General features: G+C 72.2%; 17 protein-coding genes and 1 pseudogene. 6 read left to right on the top strand and 12 right to left on the bottom strand.

Annotation, left to right across the window (positions count from 1 at the left end; all coding sequences use genetic code 11):
* Positions 1 to 13 precede the first annotated feature (13 nt).
* The gene (locus PCC79_RS02005) at positions 14 to 163 is read right to left on the bottom strand and encodes a hypothetical protein (RefSeq protein WP_342372856.1); all 150 of its coding nucleotides are present in this window, start codon (positions 161 to 163) and stop codon (positions 14 to 16) included.
* Positions 164 to 194: 31 nt separating this feature from the next.
* On the opposite strand from PCC79_RS02005, the pseudogene PCC79_RS17370 reads away from it, so the two are divergent.
* Both PCC79_RS17370 and PCC79_RS02000 read left to right on the top strand, forming a co-directional pair.
* A pseudogene (locus PCC79_RS17370) lies at positions 195 to 530 on the top strand (aminotransferase class I/II-fold pyridoxal phosphate-dependent enzyme); the annotation flags it as partial.
* Positions 531 to 618: 88 nt separating this feature from the next.
* The gene (locus tag PCC79_RS02000) at positions 619 to 1,185 is read left to right on the top strand and encodes an aminotransferase class I/II-fold pyridoxal phosphate-dependent enzyme (protein ID WP_342372855.1); all 567 of its coding nucleotides are present in this window, start codon (positions 619 to 621) and stop codon (positions 1,183 to 1,185) included.
* Here the strand turns inward: PCC79_RS02000 and PCC79_RS01995 are convergent.
* Entirely contained in the window at positions 1,152 to 2,186 is a 1,035-nt protein-coding gene (locus tag PCC79_RS01995; RefSeq protein ID WP_342372854.1) for a hypothetical protein, read from the bottom strand. The genes PCC79_RS02000 and PCC79_RS01995 overlap by 34 nt on opposite strands.
* A gap of 47 nt (positions 2,187 to 2,233) precedes the next feature.
* Positions 2,234 to 3,493, bottom strand: coding sequence for an aspartate kinase (locus PCC79_RS01990; protein WP_232549079.1), 1,260 nt, complete (start codon positions 3,491 to 3,493; stop codon positions 2,234 to 2,236).
* Positions 3,494 to 3,636: 143 nt separating this feature from the next.
* Here PCC79_RS01990 and PCC79_RS01985 point away from each other — a divergent pair, with 143 nt between their 5' ends.
* Positions 3,637 to 4,146, top strand: coding sequence for a DUF1707 SHOCT-like domain-containing protein (locus PCC79_RS01985; protein ID WP_232549078.1), 510 nt, complete (start codon positions 3,637 to 3,639; stop codon positions 4,144 to 4,146).
* Positions 4,147 to 4,225: 79 nt separating this feature from the next.
* Here the strand turns inward: PCC79_RS01985 and PCC79_RS01980 are convergent, their stop codons facing one another.
* The 9 genes from PCC79_RS01980 to PCC79_RS01940 all read right to left on the bottom strand — a co-directional run bounded on the left by PCC79_RS01980 (position 4,226) and on the right by PCC79_RS01940 (position 16,674).
* Positions 4,226 to 4,495 carry an HPr family phosphocarrier protein gene (locus PCC79_RS01980; protein ID WP_232549077.1) on the bottom strand — a complete coding sequence of 90 codons (270 nt, stop codon included), beginning with the start codon at positions 4,493 to 4,495 and terminating at the stop codon, positions 4,226 to 4,228.
* Positions 4,496 to 4,523: 28 nt separating this feature from the next.
* Positions 4,524 to 6,629: a fructose-specific PTS transporter subunit EIIC gene (locus PCC79_RS01975; protein WP_342372853.1), complete on the bottom strand. Its 2,106-nt coding sequence runs from the start codon at positions 6,627 to 6,629 to the stop codon at positions 4,524 to 4,526.
* Positions 6,630 to 6,649: 20 nt separating this feature from the next.
* Complete coding sequence (locus PCC79_RS01970; protein WP_342373578.1) at positions 6,650 to 7,666, bottom strand: hexose kinase; 1,017 nt, start codon at positions 7,664 to 7,666, stop codon at positions 6,650 to 6,652.
* 198 nt (positions 7,667 to 7,864) lie between these two features.
* Positions 7,865 to 8,743 (bottom strand): formate/nitrite transporter family protein, encoded by an 879-nt coding sequence (locus PCC79_RS01965; protein WP_232549074.1) that lies wholly within the window; start codon positions 8,741 to 8,743, stop codon positions 7,865 to 7,867.
* 11 nt (positions 8,744 to 8,754) lie between these two features.
* Entirely contained in the window at positions 8,755 to 11,886 is a 3,132-nt protein-coding gene (ileS, locus tag PCC79_RS01960; RefSeq protein ID WP_342372852.1) for an isoleucine--tRNA ligase, read from the bottom strand.
* 412 nt (positions 11,887 to 12,298) lie between these two features.
* Complete coding sequence (locus tag PCC79_RS01955) at positions 12,299 to 13,138, bottom strand: HAD family hydrolase (RefSeq protein WP_342372851.1); 840 nt, start codon at positions 13,136 to 13,138, stop codon at positions 12,299 to 12,301.
* Between the two features lie 82 nt (positions 13,139 to 13,220).
* Positions 13,221 to 13,817 (bottom strand): recombination mediator RecR, encoded by a 597-nt coding sequence (gene recR, locus PCC79_RS01950; RefSeq protein ID WP_232549071.1) that lies wholly within the window; start codon positions 13,815 to 13,817, stop codon positions 13,221 to 13,223.
* A gap of 3 nt (positions 13,818 to 13,820) precedes the next feature.
* Positions 13,821 to 14,141, bottom strand: a complete 321-nt coding sequence (locus PCC79_RS01945) for a YbaB/EbfC family nucleoid-associated protein (RefSeq protein WP_232549194.1) — start codon at positions 14,139 to 14,141, stop codon at positions 13,821 to 13,823.
* 136 nt (positions 14,142 to 14,277) lie between these two features.
* Complete coding sequence (locus tag PCC79_RS01940; protein WP_425325660.1) at positions 14,278 to 16,674, bottom strand: DNA polymerase III subunit gamma and tau; 2,397 nt, start codon at positions 16,672 to 16,674, stop codon at positions 14,278 to 14,280.
* Positions 16,675 to 16,973: 299 nt separating this feature from the next.
* Between PCC79_RS01940 and PCC79_RS01935 the strand changes: the two genes are divergently transcribed.
* The 3 genes from PCC79_RS01935 (at position 16,974) to PCC79_RS01925 (ending at position 19,137) form a co-directional block, all read left to right on the top strand.
* Positions 16,974 to 17,843: a hypothetical protein gene (locus tag PCC79_RS01935; RefSeq protein ID WP_342372849.1), complete on the top strand. Its 870-nt coding sequence runs from the start codon at positions 16,974 to 16,976 to the stop codon at positions 17,841 to 17,843.
* Between the two features lie 115 nt (positions 17,844 to 17,958).
* Positions 17,959 to 18,582 (top strand): hypothetical protein, encoded by a 624-nt coding sequence (locus PCC79_RS01930; RefSeq protein WP_342372848.1) that lies wholly within the window; start codon positions 17,959 to 17,961, stop codon positions 18,580 to 18,582.
* A gap of 3 nt (positions 18,583 to 18,585) precedes the next feature.
* Entirely contained in the window at positions 18,586 to 19,137 is a 552-nt protein-coding gene (locus PCC79_RS01925) for a hypothetical protein (protein WP_232549068.1), read from the top strand.
* Positions 19,138 to 19,147: the final 10 nt, after the last annotated feature.

The following is a 19,147-nucleotide window of genomic DNA, read 5'->3' as shown; positions in this document are numbered from 1 at the left end:
CCCCAACACGCATTCACCACGACCGCCGCATCACCACCACCACCACCACCACCAAGGAGACCAGCATGAACGTCCGCTCCCTCACCCGTGCCGCCCACTCCGCCTCCTTCTTCGAGGTGCAGGAGGCGGCGGGCTCCGGGCGCACCGTCGTCGACTTCTGCATCCCGACGAACAGCTACTTCCCCACCCCGGCGATGTTCGACCAGCTGTCCGCCGCGCTGCCCGAGCTCCTGACCTACTACCCCAGCGACGCCGCGGCCACCACCCGGCGGCTCAGCGACCTGCTCGGCCTGCACCCCCAGACCGTGGCGATGGGCAACGGCTCCACCGAACTCATCACCTGGATCGACCACCTCCTGGTCACCGAGAGCATCGCCGTGCCGATACCGACCTTCGGCCGTTGGACCGACCAGCCGTTCGAGACAGGCAAGCGCGTCGACCTGTACCCGCTGCGCGAGGCCGACGGGTTCGCCCTCGACCTGGCCGACTACGCCCGCTTCATCCGCGAGCGCGGTTCGCGGGCGGCCGTCATCTGCCAGCCCAACAACCCCGACGGTGGCATCGTGGCCCGCGACCAGGTGACTCGCGTTCCTCGACGAACTGTCCGATCTCGACCTCGTGGTCGTCGACGAGTCCTTCATCGACTTCGTCGACGACGCGGAGGCCCGCTCCGTCGTCGACGTCGCGCCGCTGCGCAGCAACGTCATCGTGCTCAAGTCGCTCGGGAAGAACTTCGGCCTGCACGGCGTCCGTTTCGGCTACCTCGTCGCCAACCCGGCGCTCGCCCGCCGCGTCGGTGAGGCCCTGCCGAAGTGGAACCTCAACTCCCTGGCCGAGGCTGTCGTCGGGATGTTGGGTCAACACCGGGACGCCTACCGTCACAGTCTGGCGCTGGCCGCCCGCGACCGGCGCGCGATGGCCGAGCGGCTGCGCACCTTCGGCTCGTTGTCGGTGTTCGAGACGAGCACCAACTTCGTCCTGGTCAAGCTACCGGACCATTGGTCGGGCCCGGAGCTGCGCGACTTCCTCCTCGCCGAGCACGGTGTCTACGTCCGCGAGTGCGGCAACAAGCTGGGCCTGACCAGCCAGTTCCTGCGCCTGGTCGTCCGGCCCACACCGGACGTCGACCGCCTCCTGGGCGGACTGGACGACTACCGCCGATCGGTCGGACGCCGCGCCGCCTGAGCGGGCAGCTCCCCGAACGGCGCGTCGGAGTCCTCCGGCCAGCTCGCCCGGAGGGATTCGAGCTCGGCCACGCGCTCGGGGTGACGCTCGAGCCAGGCGGCGAAGATCTCGCCCTGATGGGTGTTCGCCCAGCGGAACGGAACGACGGCGGCCACAGCGGCGAGCACCACCGCGGCGCCGTACCACCACAGTGGGTCGTCGCGCAGCCCTCCCATGGCCGCGGTCGTCCGCAGCGTCACGACGAGGGCCAGCCCGGCGGACAGCCCCCACCAGGCGTCGTAACGCCCCCGCCCCGCCCAGGGGTCGGGCTCGGCGAACCCGTCGAGCAGCCCCTCGCGGCGCCACCGGTGGAGCCGCGTCTCGGCGGCCAACGCCAGGGCGACCAGCAGCGCCACCCAGCCCTCGGCGAACGCCCCGCGCACCCACACCAGCGCGACGACCCCGAACACGAGCACCACGGCCGCGGTCGCCGCGTACCGGAGCAGCACGGCCGCCCGGTGGGCGACGGCCACGCGCACCCGATCCACCAACGGGACGCCGTGGGGCAGCGTCGCCGCCAGCTCACGCCGCAGCCGGCGTCCCCACGCGCCCGGCCGCCCGGCCGCTCCGGTTCCCGGCTCAGCGGCGGCCATGAGCGCGTCCGCCAGCGTGCGGGGCGGGCGCGGGGGCAGGAGAGTGTCGCGTACGACCCCCACGAGGGCCACCACCCCGACCGCCACGGCCACCACGGCGGCCAGCTGCACCCACGGGTACCAGGTGGTGGGGAAGAGGAAGAGCACCTCGGCGGGGAAGACGAGCAGCTGCAGGCCGAGGGCCACCACAGCGACCACGCCGAGCGGGTACAGGCTGCGCGCCAGCATCAGGTTGACCGAGCGGGACAGGCCCTGGATCGCGAGGCCGAGGAGCCACGAGAGCCACAGCCACGCGGTGGCCCAACCGAGCACGCTCAGCGAGGGCCGCACCACCACGAACAGCAGCAGCCACGGCCACCCCAGCAGCACCAGCCACAGCCCGACCGACGTCCACGGGCCCAGGGGGCGTGGGCTGCTCAGCGGCCGGTCCCCGCGTACACGACGGCCTGGCCCTCGCTGTCGAGGCCGAACGCCGTGTGACAGGCTCGGACGGCGGCGTCCACGTCGTCGACGTCGACGACCACCGAGATGCGGATCTCCGAGGTTGAGATCATCGCGATGTTGATGTCGGCGGCGGCCAGCGCACGGAAGCACGTCGCCGACACACCGGGGTGGCTGCGCATGCCGACGCCCACCACGGACACCTTGCCCACGTGGTCGTCGTACTCGGTCGACGTGAACCCGATGCGCTCGCGGGCCGCCTCCAGCGCCGCGATCGCCCGCGGGCCGTCGGCCTGCGGCAGGGTGAAGGAGATCGCGGTGGTGTTGTCGGCCACCGACACGTTCTGCACGATCATGTCGATGTTGACGCCGACGGCGGCGACGGTGTCGAAGACGTCCGCGGCCGCGCCGACGCGATCGGGCACGCCGACGACCGTGACCTTGGCCTCGGACCGGTCGTGGGCGATGCCGGTGATGATGGGGTTCTCCACGGACTCCTCCTCGCTGATGTGCTTCACCCAGGTGCCGGGCTTGGTCGAGAACGAACTGCGCACGTGCACCTCGACGTTCTCGCGCCGCGCGTACTCCACGCAGCGCAGGTGCAGGATCTTGGCGCCGTTCGCGGCCAGCTCGAGCATCTCGTCGTAGCTGATCTCGGGGATCCGTTGCGCACCCGGCACGATGCGCGGGTCGGCGGTGAACACCCCGTCCACGTCGGAGTAGATCTCGCAGTAGCCGGCCCCCAGGGCGGCGGCCAGCGCGACGGCGGTGGTGTCGGACGCCCCCCGCCCCAGCGTGGTCACATCCTTGGTGGTCTGCGACACGCCCTGGAACCCGGCGACGATGACGACGTCACCCTCCCCCAGGGCCGTCTCGATGCGGCCGGGCGTGATGTCGATGATGCGCGCGTCGCCGTGCTTCTCGGTGGTGATGACGCCGGCCTGGCTGCCGGTGAACGACCGGGCGGTGTAGCCGAGATCGTTGATCGCCATGGCGAGCAGCGCCGCGCTCATCCGCTCACCGGCGGTGAGCAGCATGTCGAGCTCACGGGGCCGCGGCTGCGGCGACACCTGCTGGGCGAGGTCAAGCAGCTCGTCGGTCGTGTCGCCCATGGCGGACACGATGACCACGACCTCGTTGCCCTGCGCCTGCGCGTCGACGATGCGCTGCGCCACCCGCTTGATGCTCGCGGCGTCCGCGACGCTGGATCCGCCGAACTTCTGCACGACCCGCACTGGTGCTCCGACCTCCTCGTGTTGCGAACCGGATCCACTCTGCCACGGACGCCGCCCGCACGCCCGCTCATCCCACGGCGCGGGGCCGGCGAACGTCGCGCCACCCCGCCGTCCCGCGCGCCGTCGTCCTACACTGGGGCGCCATGAGCCACGAGCCCGTCCCGCAGCGTCTCTCCGACGCCGATCGGGACGCCGCCACCGCGATGTTGCGCGAGCACTTCGAGGCCGGGCGCCTCGACGACACCGAGTTCGCCGAGCGGATGACTGCGGCGCTCTCCGCACGCTTCGCGTCCGACTTCGGCCCGCTGTTTTCCGACCTGCCCGAGCCCCGCCCGCATCTCGACAGTTCGGCCGCCGGTGCGTCCCTGGTGCCCGGTTCGACGCCCGGCCGGACGCCGACGCGCCAGCCGGTCGCCTCCGCGGGTCGGCCGCACCCCGATGGGGACGAGGTGGTGACCTCCGGCCCTCGGGTGCCACCGCAGATCGCCCAGTGGTTGCCGATGGGCCGGGCGTTGCTGTGGCCCGCCTGCATCCTGTCCGCGATCATGTTCGGGAACTGGTTCTTGTTCATCGCCATCGCCATCATCGGCAGCATCGTGTTGAACCAGCTCGTCCCCGACCAGCGCAAGCCCCCGCCCCACCTCGAGCGCTGAGCACCCCGGCACGCCCGAGACGCACACGGGGCCCGCTCCGATCGGAGCGGGCCCCGTGGGCGAACGGGTCAGGCAGGGCTCACTCGGAGTCCAGGTCCTTCTCGATGAGGGCGGCGATGGCCTCGACGGCCTCCTCGTTGTCGGACTCGACGACGACCTCGGCCCCCTTCTCGGCGCCCAGGGTCATGATCATGAGGCTCGACGCCGCGTCGACGCCCTCGTCGTCGTCGCCACCGACGAGCGTCAGGGTGATCTCGTCGTCGTAGCCCTCAGCGGCCTCGGCGATGATGGCGGCCGGGCGGGCGTGCAGGCCCACGGACGAGCCGACGGTGACAGTCTTGCTAGCCATGCTTTTCTCCTTCGAGAGATTCGGGTCGTCAGGCGGCCACGGCCTTCTTGCCACCAAAGAACTGCTTGGCGGCGATGACGGCGACCGCGCCGACGATCATGCCAGCAAGGATAGCGATGATGAACCCGATCGGGTTGTCGATCGCAAACAGCACGAAGATCCCGCCGTGGGGGGCCCGACTGCCGACACCGAGCGCCATGGTGAGCGCGCCGGTCACCGCTCCGCCCAGCATCATCGAGGGGATGACGCGCAGCGGGTCGGCGGCACCGAACGGGATGGCACCCTCGGAGATGAAGGACGCCCCGAGCAGCCAGGCCGTCCGGCCGTTCTCGATCTCGGGATCGGTGAAGAGCCGCTTGCGGACGGTCGTGGCCAGGGCCATCGCCAGCGGCGGCACCATGCCGGCCGCCATCACGGCGGCCATGATCTGGAACGACGCCTCGGTCTGCGCCGAGAGACCCGCGGTGGCGAACAGATAGGCCGCCTTGTTGACGGGCCCGCCGAGGTCGAAGCACATCATCAGGCCGAGGATGATGCCGAGCAGGATGACCGAGCCGCCGGTCATGCCGCCGAGGAAGGCGTACAGGCCGTTGGTGATGGCCGCCAGCGGCGCGCCGAGCAGGAGGTACATCAGGCCGCCGACGATCAGCGTGACGGTGAGCGGGATGATGACCACCGGCATGAGGCCGGCCAACCAGCGCGGCGGCTTGAGCGACGCCAGCCACATGGCGAGCAGGCCCGCGATGAGGCCGGTCACCAGGCCGCCGATGAAGCCGGCGCCGAGCGTCACCGAGATGGCGCCGCCGACGAAGCCGGGGGCGATGCCGGGGCGTCCGCCCAGCGCGTAGGCGATGTAGCCCGACAGGGCGGGCACGAGGAAGCCGAAGGCCGCCGAGCCGACGAGGTTGAGGATGCCGCCCAGCCACGGCCCCAGCCCGGCCGCCGGGCCCAGGTCGTAGGCCAGCGCGGCATAGCTGCCCGCGGACGCGCACTGCTCCGCGGTGGCGCCGGCCGCCCAGGCGGGCAGGTTGGCGCAGTCGGGTGTCAGCGCGATGCCGTAGCCCCCGACGAGGAAGCTGAGCGCGATCAACAGGCCGCCGGCCGCGACGAACGGGATCATGTACGACACGCCGGTCATCAGGGCCTGCTGGATGCGCTTGCCCCAGCCGAGCTGGGCGCCCTCGCCGGCGCCGTCGGACGCCCCCGCCACGCCGGACACGCGCCGCGCGTTGGGGTTCTTCGACGCCGCCAGCGCCTCCTCGATCATCTTCGCGGGCTCGTTGATGCCCCGCTTGACGCCGGACTCGATCACCGGCAGGCCAGCGAAGCGCTCCTTCTCCTTCACCCCGACGTCGGTCGCGAAGATCGCCGCGACGGCGCCCGAGATGACCGACGCGGGCAGCGGCGTCACGCCACCGGAGCCCTGCGTCTCGACCTGCACGTCGACCCCGGCCTCCTGCCCGGCCGCGACCAGCGAGTCGGCCGCCATGTAGGTGTGGGCGATGCCGGTCGGGCAGGCGGTGACCGCCACGATGACCGGACGGTCCGCCCCCGCCTCCCCCGCGGTGGCGGCATCCGGGGTGGCGGCATCCGGGGTGGCGGCAGACACGGCTGTGGCCCCGGTCCCGGCGGCGCCCGCAGCACCGGCCGCGGCGACTCCTCCCGCGGCGCCGGACGCGGCGGCGTCCGGCGGGTTGAGCACACCGTCGACGAGGGCGACGACGTCGGCCGGGCTCTGGGCGGCGCGCAGGGAGGCCAGGAAGTCCTTCTTCACCAGCGCGCGGGCGAGCTTGGTGAGCAGCTTGAGGTGGTCGGCGTCGCCGTCCGCCGCCGCCGCGATGAGGAACACGAGGTCGGCCGGGCCGTCCTTGGCGCCGAAGTCGACCGGGTTCGACAGCCGCGCGAAGGCCAGCGACGCCTCCGACACCGCCGCCGAGCGGCAGTGGGGAATGGCGAAGCCGCCGGGCAACCCGGTGGCGGCCTTGCCCTCGCGGTCCATCGCGTCGGCGGTCAGGCCGGCGGCATCGGCGCGGCCGGCGTCGGCGACCACCTGGGCCAGGGACGCGATCACGTCCTGCTTCTGAGAACCCAGGTCGGCGTCGAGCCGCACCAGGTGTTCGTTGATGAGTGACATGGGGACTTCCCTTCGTCGGGTCAGGCGGTGAGGTGGGTGACGACGACGCGGCCGGGGGGCAGGTCGTCGGGGGTCGGGAGGGTGGTGCCGGGCAGGGACGCCGCCGCGGAACCGTGGGCGACGGCCTGCGCCAGGCAGTCGGCCGGGTCGAGCCCGGTCACGTCGCCGAGGATGAAGCCGGCGACCGAGGAGTCGCCCGCGCCCACGGTGCTGGCGACCCGGATTGCCGGCGCCGCGGCGTGCCAGGCGCCGGCGGCGTTGACGAGCACCGCGCCCGAGCCGCCCAGCGTGACGAGCACGTGGGTGATGCCGCGCTCGTGGAGCCGCTTCGCGGCGGCCACGATGTCCGCGAGGTCACCCGCGGCCGCGGCCGCCTCGAAGGCGGCGGCGTCCCCGCCCGTGAGCTGCGCGAGTTCGTCGGAGTTGGGCTTGACCAGGTCGAACGCGCTGGCGGGCAGGGCGGCGAGCACCGCGTCCAGCGCCGCGTCGGAGGTGTCGATGGCGACCTTCGCCCCCAGCGGACGCAGCGCGGCGGCCAGCTGGGCATACCAGTCGTCCGGCGCGCCGGGCGGCAGCGACCCGGACAGGGCCACCCACGCGGCTCCTGCGGCGGCGGCCACCACCTGGGCGGTGGCGGCGTCGAGGTCGGAGGCCGAGAGCGTCGGCCCCGGCTCGTTCACCTTGGTCGTCGTGCCGCCGGGCTCGGTGATCGTCGTGTTCGTGCGGGGGCGGTGGCGGACGCCGGGGGCGTCCACCGCCATCGCCGTGGGCACGGCCGCATCGAGCATCGCCCGGTAGGCCGTGTCGTCGAACGGGAGGACGGCCGTCGCCTCGACGCCCGCCTCGGCCACGACGCGGGCGACGTTCACCCCCTTGCCGGCGGCCTGCTCGGTCACCGACACCGCGCGCTGCACCTCCCCCCGCGCGAGCGGGCCGCCGAGGGCGACCGTCTTGTCGATGCTGGGATTCGCCGTGAATGTCACGACGCGTCGTGCGGACGGCGGCCGCTGGCCACCGCCCCGCTCCTGAACATTCAGGTCCACGTCCACTCCCTCGGGGTCAATGTGGGGTCATCTGTTTATAGCTGGGTTTGCGTGGCTCCACAACTCTGAAGCCGGTATGTCGTTTGGCATCGTGTGGCGTTCGGTGCCGGCTCCTCGCTGGGAAGTATGGCGAACCCCCCGGCACCCCGCAGGGATTACCGAGCCGATGCCCCAGGATCGCCTCGACGCCCGTCACTGGGCGACGGGAGGCTCCTCGGCGAGCTCGGGGTGCAGGCGCAGATAGCGCCGGTGGTCATTGGCCCACGCGTAGTAGAGCCCGATGAGCAGGCCGCCGCCGATGTAGTTGCCCACGAGGGCGATCGCGACGTTGGCCGCGGCGAGCCCGACGTCGATGCCCTGGGTGAGGCCCACGATCGTGAACAGCACCGTGTTGGCCACCGAGTGCTCGAACCCCAGGAACGCGAAGATGAACACCGCGGTGATCATCGCCAGCGCCCGAGTCAGGTCCTCCTTGATGAACCCGTTCCAGATCAGCGTCATGGCGATGTTGATCATGAAGTTGCACAGGATGGCGCGGATGAAGAGGTCACTCCATCCCCCGACACCCAGGGTGATGTACTCCAGCTTGTGCGCGACGGAGGACGCCATCTGCTCCCCCACGCCCCCTCCGGCCAGCGTGCTGCCCATCATCAGGAGGGCGATGACCAGGCCGCCGAGGAAATTGCCGAACAGGCACAGCCCCATGATGCGCAGCGAACGCAGCAGCGTGGTGCGCCGGTGGTACATGCCGACGGTGACCACCATCATGTTGGAGGTGAGCAGCTCGGACTTGGTGTAGTAGATGAACACCAGGGCCCAGCCGAACGCGAGGCCGCCGACGAGGCGTCCGACGCCGGTCAGCGGCTCCCCGCCCACCTCGAGCCCGGCGAAGACGGAGACGATGGAGAAGTTCGTCAGGTAGAAGACCCCGATGATGATCCCGGCCATGGCCGCCCGCTGCAGAAAGATGCGGGCGACCTCGCCGGTCATGACATGTTTGGTGTCCAGCGCCTCGAGCACCGTGCTGATGAACACGCGGCCCGGGAAGAGCCGCTCCATCGAATCGGCCACGCCGGCTCCTCTCACGCCTTGCGGATCGCGAACCTCAACCCCAGTTCGTCGTCCGTGGTCACGTCACCGCTGGGCTCGCCCTCGGTCATCGTCGTCGCGAGCACCTCGCGGGCGACGTCGTCAGCTCCCGACCGTAGTGCCTCGGCGAGCTCGGCGTCGGCGTTCCACACCAGCTCGATGCGGTCCGACACCTCCAGCCCGGACGCCTTGCGGGCATCCTGCACCAACCGCACCACCTCGCGCACCAGCCCCTGGGCGACGAGGGCCGGCGTCAGCTCGAGGTCGAGCGCGACGGTCTCGCCCTGCTCGTTGACCACCGACCAGCCCTCGCGGGGCCGTTCGCTGATGAGCACCTCCTCGGCGCTCACCACCGTGCCGCCGTCGACGTCCACCGTGGCCTCGCCGTGCGCGGCCAGGGCGGACGCCAGCGCCGCGGCGTCCGCGGCCGCGATGGCCGCCGCGATGCGCGGGGTGTCCTTGCCGAACCGGCGGCCAAGCGCCCGGAAGTTGCCCTTGGCGACGTGGTCGACCAGGTCGCCCGCCGAGCTGAACGACTCGACGGTTCCGACGTTGAGCTCGGCGGCGATCTCGTCGATCAGCTCGCTGCCGAGCCGCGCGAAGGACGCCGAGGGCACCAACAGCCGCTGCAGCGGCTGACGGGTCTTGACGCGGGCCTCCGAGCGGGCCGAGCGACCGAGTTCCACGAGCCGGCGCGCGGTGCGCATGGACGCGTTGAGGTCGGGGTCGATCGCGGCGGCGTCCGCCACCGGCCAGGAGGCGAGGTGGACCGACGCGGCGGCGTCCGGCACCGCGGCCACGAACAGGTCCTGCCACACCCGCTCGGTGACGAAGGGCGCCATGGGGGCCATCAGACGGGTGACGACGTCGAGGGTCTCGTGCAGCGTCCACAACGCGCCCGGATCACCCTCCCAGAAGCGGCGCCGGCTGCGGCGGATGTACCAGTTGGACAGGTCATCGACGAAGTCGGCCAGCAGCGAGCCGGCCCGCTGGGTGTCGAAGTGCTCCAGCGCGTCGGTGACCTGCGCCACCAGGTCGTTGCGGACGCTGACGAGCCAGCGGTCCAGCACCCCGAGCGTCGTGTCGGCGGGCGGGGGCGCCGGCGTCCACCCGTTCGTGCGCGCATAGAGGGACTGGAAGCTGACGGCGTTCCAGTAGGTCAGCAGCACCTTGCGGACGGTCTCGGTGATCGTGGTGTGCCCGACGCGACGCGACGACCAGGGCGAGCCGCCCGCGACCATGAACCAGCGGACGGCGTCCGCCCCGTGGGTGTCCATCAGCGAGATCGGCTCGAGGATGTTGCCCAGGTGCTTGCTCATCTTGCGGCCGTCCTCGGCGAGGATGTGGCCGAGGCACAGCACGGTGCGGTAACTGCTCGCGTCGAACGTGAGCGTGCCGACCGCCATGAGGGAGTAGAACCAGCCGCGGGTCTGGTCAATGGCCTCGCAGATGAAATCGGCCGGGTAGGCCTGCTCGAGCTTCTCGGCCGAGCCGGGCGCCCACGGGTAGCCCCACTGGGCGAACGGCATCGAGCCCGAGTCATACCAGGCGTCGATCACCTCGGGGACGCGCACGCTCGGCTTGCCGCAGGTGGGGCAGGCGAACGTGACGTCGTCGACGAAGGGGCGGTGCGGATCGAGCGCCGACAGGTTCTCCCCCGCCAGCTCGCCCAGCTCGGCGAGCGAGCCGACGCACACCTGGTGATCGTCCTCGCAGCGCCAGATGGGCAGCGGGGTGCCCCAGTAGCGCTTGCGCGACAGCGCCCAGTCGATGTTGTTGTCGAGCCAGTCGCCGTAGCGGCCGTGCTTGATGTGCTCGGGGTGCCAGGACGTGGCCTCGTTCTCGCGGAGCAGCGCCTCCTTGACCTGCGTCGTGCGGATGTACCAGCTCGGCTGGGCGTAGTACATCAACGGCGTGTGGCACCGCCAGCAGTGCGGGTAGGGGTGCTCGTGCACGAGCGTGCGCAGCAACAGGCCGGTGTCGCGGAGGCGCTCGACGATCAGCGGGTCGGCCGTCTTGAAGAACACGTCCGACACGAAGCCGTTGCCGGGCAGGAAGCAGCCGTCGGGGCCGATGGGGTTCACGTACGCGATGCCGTTGCGGCGGCTGGAGGCAAAGTCGTCCTCGCCGAACGGGTAGGACTGGTGCACCAGGCCGGTGCCCTCGCCCGTGGCGACGTAGTCCTCGTTCACGACGAACCAGGCCGGGCCGGGCTGGTCCATCACATCGAGGGGGCGCTCGTAGGTCCAGCCGAGCATGTCGGCGCCGGTGAAGGTGTCGGTCGGACGCCAGCCCTCCCCCAGCGCGCTGGTCACCGAGTCGACGGCCACGACGACGGGCTTGGCGCCGGCGTCCGACACCGCGACGGTGTACTCGATGTCGGGGCCCACGGCGACCGTGGTGTTCGAGACGAGCGTCCAGGGCGTGGTCGTCCAGATCGCGAGGTCCGCGGTGCCGGCGTACGGGCCGGACGTGAGCGGGAACCGGACGAACACCGTGGTGTCGGCGGTCTCCTCGTAGCCCTGGGCCAGCTCGTGGTCGCTCAGCGTCGTGCCGCAGCGCGGGCAGTAGGGGGCGACCCGCTGGTCCTCCACCAACAGGCCGCGCTGGTGGATCTGCTTCAGCGACCACCACACGCTCTCGACGTAGGAGGTGTTCATCGTCCAGTACGCCTCGTCGAGGTTCACCCAGTAGCCCATGCGGCGGGTCAGCTCGGTCCACTGGTCGACGTACTGCGTCACCGAGCTCCGGCATCGCTCGTTGAACGGGGCGATGCCGTAGGCCTCGATGTCGGGCTTGCCGTTGAAGCCGAGCTCCTTCTCGACGGCGAGCTCGACCGGCAGGCCATGGCAGTCCCAGCCCGCCTTGCGGTCGACCCGGAAGCCCTGCATCGTCTTGAAGCGCGGGAAGACGTCCTTGAACGCCCGCGCCTCGATGTGGTGGGTGCCGGGCATGCCGTTGGCCGTGGGCGGCCCCTCGTAGAACGTCCAGGTGGGGCCGTCGGCGGTCCGCGCGAGCGAGGCCTCGAACGTGTGCTGCGCGTCCCACAGCGCGATGACCTCGCGCTCCATCGCGGGCAGGTCGACCTGCGGGGCGACGGCGCGATAGCCGGCCGGGTTGCTCATGGGTTTCCTTTGTCATTCCCGGACGCGGGGCGTCCGGCTCGGGTGGGACGAAGGGACGAGCGCACCGGACTGCTCCGGCGGACCCGCGGTACCACCCTCCTTGGACTCTGCCCCGTCGACGCCACGGCCGTGGCGCGTCGGGAGCGGGGAGCCCCGCTCAGACTCGTCCGCCGCCGGTTCTAGTGAGCGCCTCTCGACGCCGTTCTTCCGGCAGCTCCGGGGTGATGGCCCCATCGTCGCCGTGCGGACCCGCCCATTCTACGAACGGCGCCGCCCGGACGCCAAGCGGCGGGGTCGTACGAGCCGCCCGACCTCAGCGCGACCACCTCGCTCCCCGCACAGCGCCCTGCTCTCCCTGCAGCGAGAGCACCGCTACGGCAAGGGAGCGACGTGCGTGTCCACGAGAGCGGCGCTACGCCCGGGGAGTGCCGTGCGCGGCGTCCCCGAGCAGGCCCTCGATGACCTGGGCGACGCCGTCGGCGTCGTTGGTCAGCGTGACCCGGTCGGCCGCCGCGAGTGCCTCGGGGGTGGCGTTGCCCATCGCCACGCCGACGCCGGCCCAGCGCAGCATCTCGACGTCGTTCACGTTGTCACCGAACACCATCACCTCGCTGGCGTCGATGCCGAGGTGGGTGCACACGGACGCCAACCCGGACGCCTTGGTCACGCCCTCCCGGGCGACCTCAAGAAAGGGGGCGCCCGAGATGGTGGGGTGGCAGCCCGGGACGGCGAGTTCGCGGGCGGCAGCCAACAGCGCGCGCGGCTCGACGTCGTCGTGCTTGAGCACCAGCTTCACCGACCCGGCGGCCAGGACCTCGTCGAGGTCGGCGAAGCGGTGGACGACCTCCCACGCCGCACTCTGGGCTCCCGGATCCTGCGGGCCGGAGTAGCCGTGCTCGGCGAGGTAGGTGTTGCCGCCGTCGCGCACCGAGACGGCCCTCACCCCGGGGAACCGCGCCCGCATCGCCTCGACGAGGGTGCGTTGGGCGTCCACGTCGAGGATCTCCTCGAAGAACAGCTCACCGGTCGACAGGTGCATGGCGACCGACCCGTTGCTGCCGATCGCCGGCCCCTCCAGCGCGGTGCCGCGCACGAGGGCCGCGATCGAGTACGGCTGGCGTCCGGACACGGCCGTGACCACGATGCCGGCCTCGGACGCCGCCAGGAACGCCTCGCGGGTGCGGGCGCTGATGGTGACGTGGTCGCTGTGGATGAGGGTGCCGTCGACGTCGGTCGCCAGGAGTCGGATCACGGCCTCAGGCTATCGGTTGGGGCGGGGGCGTCCGGACGGGTGGCGGCGGAGGGGAACCGGCGCGGGGTCGGCGTCCCGATCGTCAGCCGACCGCTCGTCGCCCGGAGAACGCGCGGCCCAGGGTGACCTCGTCGGCGTACTCCAGGTCACCCCCGACGGGGAGGCCGGACGCCAGCCGCGACACCGTGATGCCCGTGTTGGCGAGGATGCGCGACAGGTAGGTCGCGGTCGCCTCCCCCTCCAGGTTCGGGTCGGTGGCGAGGATGACCTCGGTGATCACCGGCGCGCTCAGGCGGCGCAGCAACTCGGCGATGTGCAGATCTTCCGGCCCGACGTTGTCGATCGGGCTGATCGCCCCGCCGAGCACGTGGTAGAGCCCGCGGAACTCGCGGGTGCGCTCGATGGCCTGGACGTCCTTGCTCTCCTCCACCACGCACACCAGCGACTGGTCCCGGCGCGGGTCGCGGCAGACCCGGCAGGTCGCCTCCTCGGCGATGTTGAAGCAGATCTCGCAGAACCGCACCTTCTCGGTGACCTCGCGCAGCGCGTCCGCGAGCCGGGCCACGTCCTCCCGGTCGGACTGCAGGATGTGGAAGGCGATGCGCTGCGCGCTCTTCGGCCCGACGCCGGGCAGGCGGCCCAGCTCGTCGATCAGGTTCTGGATCGGCCCTTCGTACACGCGTCAGAAACCGAGACCGGGCGGCATCGGGGGCATGGCCGCCGACGCGAGGGTCTGCACCTGCGTGGACGCGTCCCGGATGGCGGCGACGATGAGGTCGCCGAGGGTCTCGGCGTCCTCGGGGTCGATGGCCTTGGGGTCGATCGTCACCTGCGTGACCTCCCCCGTCCCGCTCATCGTGACCACCACGAGGTCGCCCCCGGCGCTGCCGGTGACCGTCTGGTTGGCCAGGTCAGCCTGGGCGTTGGCCAACTGCTCCTGCATGGCCTGGGCCTGCTGCAGCAGCGCGTTCATGTCGAACCCGCCGCCCTCGGTGTTGAACATCGACATGGCTGTCACTCTCCTTGGTTCTGCTGTGTGGGGATCAGCTCGGTGGGGATCAGCACGGTGGGGTTCGGCTGTGGGTTCATCGTAGGCGAGGCGTGTCCGAAACCTGCGGTCGTGCCGGTCGCGGATGGCCTCACGGCGTCTCCTCGCCGATCAGCTCGGCGCCCAACTGGGTCGCGAGCAGTTCCTCGCTGCCGAGGGGGTCGGCGTCCAGGTCGGCATCGTCGCGCGAGGCCGTCTCCTCACCGTCGTCCTCCGCCACCGGGCCGGGCTGCATCGCGGTGATGTTCTGGCGCGCCTGGGCCGCACCCTCGCGCTGCGCCCGCTCCGCCCTCGCCCGCCCCGCCTGATCCTGCTCCGCCCGGGCCTGCTCCGCCTGGACCTGTTCGGTCTCGGCCTGCCGCGGCGTCGGCTGCTCCGGACGCGGTCGTGCCGCCTGGGCGGGCGTGGACGACGGCGGCTCGGCGTCACCCGCGATCGCCTCGATCCGCGGCGCGATGCCGAGCACCTCGAGCACGGCCTCGCGAACGATGTCCATGCTCCCGCCCCGCCCCAGGCTCTCGCGCGCGCCGGGGTTGTCGATGCTGAGGGTCAAGACGTCGTCGGCGAACGCGTGCACCTGCGCGTTCTCGCGCAGCACGATCCACGTCACCCGCCGCCGGTTCTTCACCGCGTCGAGCACATGGGGCCACATGGAGCGGATGTCGGCGGTCGAGACCGTCCCGGGGTCGGACGCGGCCGCCTCCGCGCGCGCCAGCTCGGGTTCGCCGTCCCCGGCGGTGGGTGTGCCCGAGACCGGCGGTGCGTCGGCCCGGGCAGCAGGCTGCGCAGCGGGCCCGTCGGCGGAGCCGGCCGACGGGCCGCTCGGATCCGCCCACGGGTCGTCGGCCGCCGGGCGATCTGGCTGGGCGTCGGCCGCCGGGCGGGCCGGCTGGGCGTCGGTCATCGGGCGGGCCGGCGCCGGCTGGGCGTCGGTCATCGGACGGGCCGGCGCCGGCTGGGCGTCGGTCCTCGGCCGGGGAGCGGGCGGCGTGGGTTCCGGCTCGGCCGAGGGGGCCCTGCTTGCTGCCCGCTCCGCGGGGGGCGCCGAGCTCGGCTGCGGCGAGGTGGGCTCGACCGCGGCTGACTCCGCCCGCTGGGCGCTGGTTCCGGCGGCCATGTTGAGGCGACGCTCGACGCGATCCAGGCGGGCATGGATTCCCCGGGCGTCCACGTCGGCCCCCGGCAACAGGACCCGGGCGCACATCAGCTCGAGGTGCAGGCGCGGGGCGGTGGTGCCACGCATGTCGGTGAGCCCCTGGGCGATCACCTCGGCGGCCCGCGTCAGCTCACCCGCGCCCATCCCCGCGGCCTGGGTGGTCAGGCGTTCGGCCTGGTCGCCGGCGACGTCGACCAAGCCGGAGGCGAGGGCGTCCGGCACCGCGGCGACAATGATGAGGTCACGCAACCGGCGCAGCAGGTCCTCCGCGAACCGGCGCGGATCCTGCCCCACCTCCATGACGCGGTCGATCGCCGCGAACACCCCTTCGGCGTCGCCGGCGGCGAAGGCGTCCACGATCTCGTCGAGCAGGCTGTCGGGCGTGAAGCCGAGCAACGCCGTGGCCTGCGCGTAGGTCACGCCCTGCTCGCCGGCGCCGCCCAGCAACTGGTCGAGCACGCTGAGCGAGTCACGCACCGAACCGGCGCCCGCGCGAACCACCAGGGGCAGGACGGCGTCCTCCACCCGCACCCCCTCCGTGGCACAGACCTCGCCCAGGTAGGCCGAGAGCGTCCGGGGCGGGACGAGCCGGAACGGGTAGTGGTGGGTCCGGGACCGGATGGTGCCGATCACCTTCTCCGGCTCGGTGGTGGCGAAGATGAACTTCACATGGGGCGGCGGCTCCTCGACCACCTTCAGCAGGGCATTGAACCCCGCGTTGGTGACCATGTGCGCCTCGTCGATGATGTAGATCTTGTAGCGGCTGTTGACCGGGGCGAAGAACGCGCGCTCCCGCAGGTCGCGCGCCTCGTCGACGCCGCCGTGCGACGCCGCGTCGATCTCGATCACGTCGATGCTGCCCGCTCCGCCGCGCGCCAGATCCCGGCAACTCGCGCACACCCCGCACGGCTTCGAGGTGGGACCCTCGACGCAGTTCAGGCACCGCGCCAGGATGCGGGCCGACGTCGTCTTGCCGCACCCGCGCGGGCCGCTGAACAGGTAGGCATGGTTGACCCGGTTGTTCTCCAGGGCGCGCTGCAGCGGCGCGGTCACGTGCTCCTGGCCGATGACGTCGGCGAACGTGTCCGGGCGATACCGGCGATACAGCGCCAGCGGCGCCTCGGGGCGGGACTCCCGTTCGGACGCCGCCGGGGCCACGGGGGCGGGCGGCTGTGCTGCTGCCGGGGTGGGCGGCTGTGCTGCTGCCGGGGTGGGCGGCTGTGCCGCTACCGGGGGCTGCGGCTGCGCGGGCGGAATCGCGGGCACGGCGTCCGGATCGTCGTCGTCCTCACCGTCGTCGGGGTCCGGCGGCTCAATGGGGATCTCGTCCATCGTGTCGTACTCGACGTCGGTCTCGGGGTCGTCGACCGCTTCCGGCTCGGTGGGCAGGATCAGCTCGTCGGGCTCCATGCCGAACAGGTCGGGGCCCTCCTGGTCGAAGGGCACGAGCGCGGGCTCGGGGGCGCCCCCCTCGTCCCCCTCGAACAGATCCAGCGGTTCATCTACCACGCAGGCCACCTTACGGGGAGGTACCGACGTTTTTTCACGCACCTCCCCACCACCCTGGGGAGTCCTCCCCATGGCGGCACCGGCCGAGTGGCCCTAGCGTCGGCGCCCAGGAGGTGAGCCCCATGACGATGGTCGGAGCCGACGTGTCCCAACTCAGGGCACTCGGCAAGCAGTTCGGCGACACCGGGCGGCTGTTCGAGCGCACGGGCGTGGACCTGAGCGCTGCGCTCGCCCGCTCCGCGTGGACGGGGTCGGACGCCACCCGCTTCCGTTCGGAGTGGGCCACGCGCCACCGACCGCGTCTTGGCGAGGCGGGCGATCTGCTGGCCGAGGCAGGGCGCGCGCTGGTGGCCGAGGCCTGCGAGCAGGAGCAGGCCAGCGATTCCGGCGGCACCCTCGGCGGGGGCTCGTGCGGGGACGGTTCGCCGTCCGACCCGGGCGCACCCCTCGACCGGGGCGGCCCTGGCGAGGGACCAGCAGACCTGACCGGCATCCTCGACCACGCCGCAGTCGACTGGGGCTTCTACGGGGTCGATGTGGCCAGCTTCCTGGGCGATGCCGTGCTGGATCCGCTCGCGCAGTGGTACGGCCGGGCCGGCGACCTCATGCAGTCGGTCAGCCTGGTCAACGCCCTCAGCGGCGCCACGGACCTCGACGACCTCCCCCAGGCCCTGGCCCACGCCGACGAGCTGGCGGAGACGGGGTCGCGCCTGGGAGCCGCCGCGGACGTGCTCGGGACGGTCGGCGACGTTGCCGGCGGCGTCGGCATGGTGCTCGACGGGGCGTCGTTGATCGACAACATCGTGGACGGTGACGGGTTCGGCGCCGCGGACGACGTCATCTCCCTCGGCCTGGGGGCCGCCGGGTTCCTCTTCACCGTGGGCACCCCGGTCGGCTGGGCCGTTGCCGGCGCCGGCCTGCTGTGGGGCGGAGCCCAACTCCTCTCCGGCGACGTGCCGGTGACCGAACGCATCGCGGGTTGGTTCCGGTGACCCCACCCCAGGGGCATTTGGACCCGAGGAAATGGCGCCATGGCGCCATTTCCTCGGGTCCAAATGCCCAAAGCTGCGCCCCCGACCCTTCCCTCTCCCACCTAAGGTGAACACCGTGACCGACGCACCCGACCGCTTCTTCGTCACCGACACCGAGCTCGTCCAGCTCCTCGGCATGACCCCGGGCGACCCCGCCGCCACCAGCGCGCGCGCCCTCGGCCTCGCCGATCATCTCGAGAACGCCGACCTGCGCCGCGCCGGCATCCAGTCCCTCCTGGTGCGTGGCCTGGCCACCCTCACCGACGGTGACCGGTTGGACGCCGTCGGCCCGGCCCAGGTGGTGGGCGCCGTGCTCGGCCGCGCCACGGACTGGCTGGCCTTCGCCGTCGAGGGCCCCAACGTGCGGGCCCGGACCGTGCTCGCGTCCGCCCCGGTCGGCGCCGTGACGATCGCCCTCGGCCCGGTCGGCGTCCACGAGGTCGCCCCGCTGCGCCCCGACATCCCCCTGACCGAGCCGCTCAAGCTCCTCATCGACGCCTACGCCGCCAACGACGCGATGGAGCGTCCGCTGGAGGTGCGGGTGCGCCGCAGCCAGGGTGCGGACGCCGACGACGTCTTGTTCACCATCGACGCCGACGGCACCTGGTCGATGCCCCGAGGTCGTCTGCTGACCCACACCGGCACGGCGGCTGAGGTCTGGCCGCACGTGCTGGCGGCCCTGGCCGAGCCCCAGGCCTGATCCGTGGCGCAGGAGACGTACCTCGGCAACGCCCAGGCGCACCTCGCCCTGCTGCGCGCGGAGTACCTGCGCGCCTGGGTGCTGGTCGTCTTCGTGCTGGGCTACGGCGCGCTGGTGGCCGCCCTCGGGCTCGGCCCGATCCGGGCCGTGGGCGTGGTGTTCGGCGCGTTCGGCGTCCTGCTGCTCGTGGTGCTGCTCGCGAGCCGGCGCCGCTACCACCCGGAGACCCTGCCCAACGGGCTGGTCCGGCCGCGCCGCCGCGGCCTGAACTCCGACCGGGGCTCCTGGCTGCTCGTCGCGGGGTCGGCGGTGCTGGTGGTCGCCGCGCTGGCCGTGGTGGTGGGCACCGGCGGCGCCGACCTGGCCCTCCTGGGCGCCCTCGTGCTGGTGCCGGTGTGGCTGGTCGTGCTCGTCAGCGCCCTGATCGGCATCCGGACGCGAGCGCGCGGCCCGGAGCTGCTGGCTCAGTTCCTGCAGGAGCGGCCCGGCGTCGCGGCGCAGGTGGAGCAGTTGCGCGCCCACTGGCCGGCCGACGCGCGCATCCCCTTCTCCTGAGCCTGCGCCG

It is taken from the genome of Propioniciclava soli (genome assembly GCF_038502305.1).
Classification (GTDB): Bacteria; Actinomycetota; Actinomycetes; order Propionibacteriales; family Propionibacteriaceae; genus Propioniciclava; species Propioniciclava soli.
The sequence above is the reverse complement of the archived record's forward strand: the minus strand, read 5'-3'. Positions and strand labels throughout refer to the sequence as shown.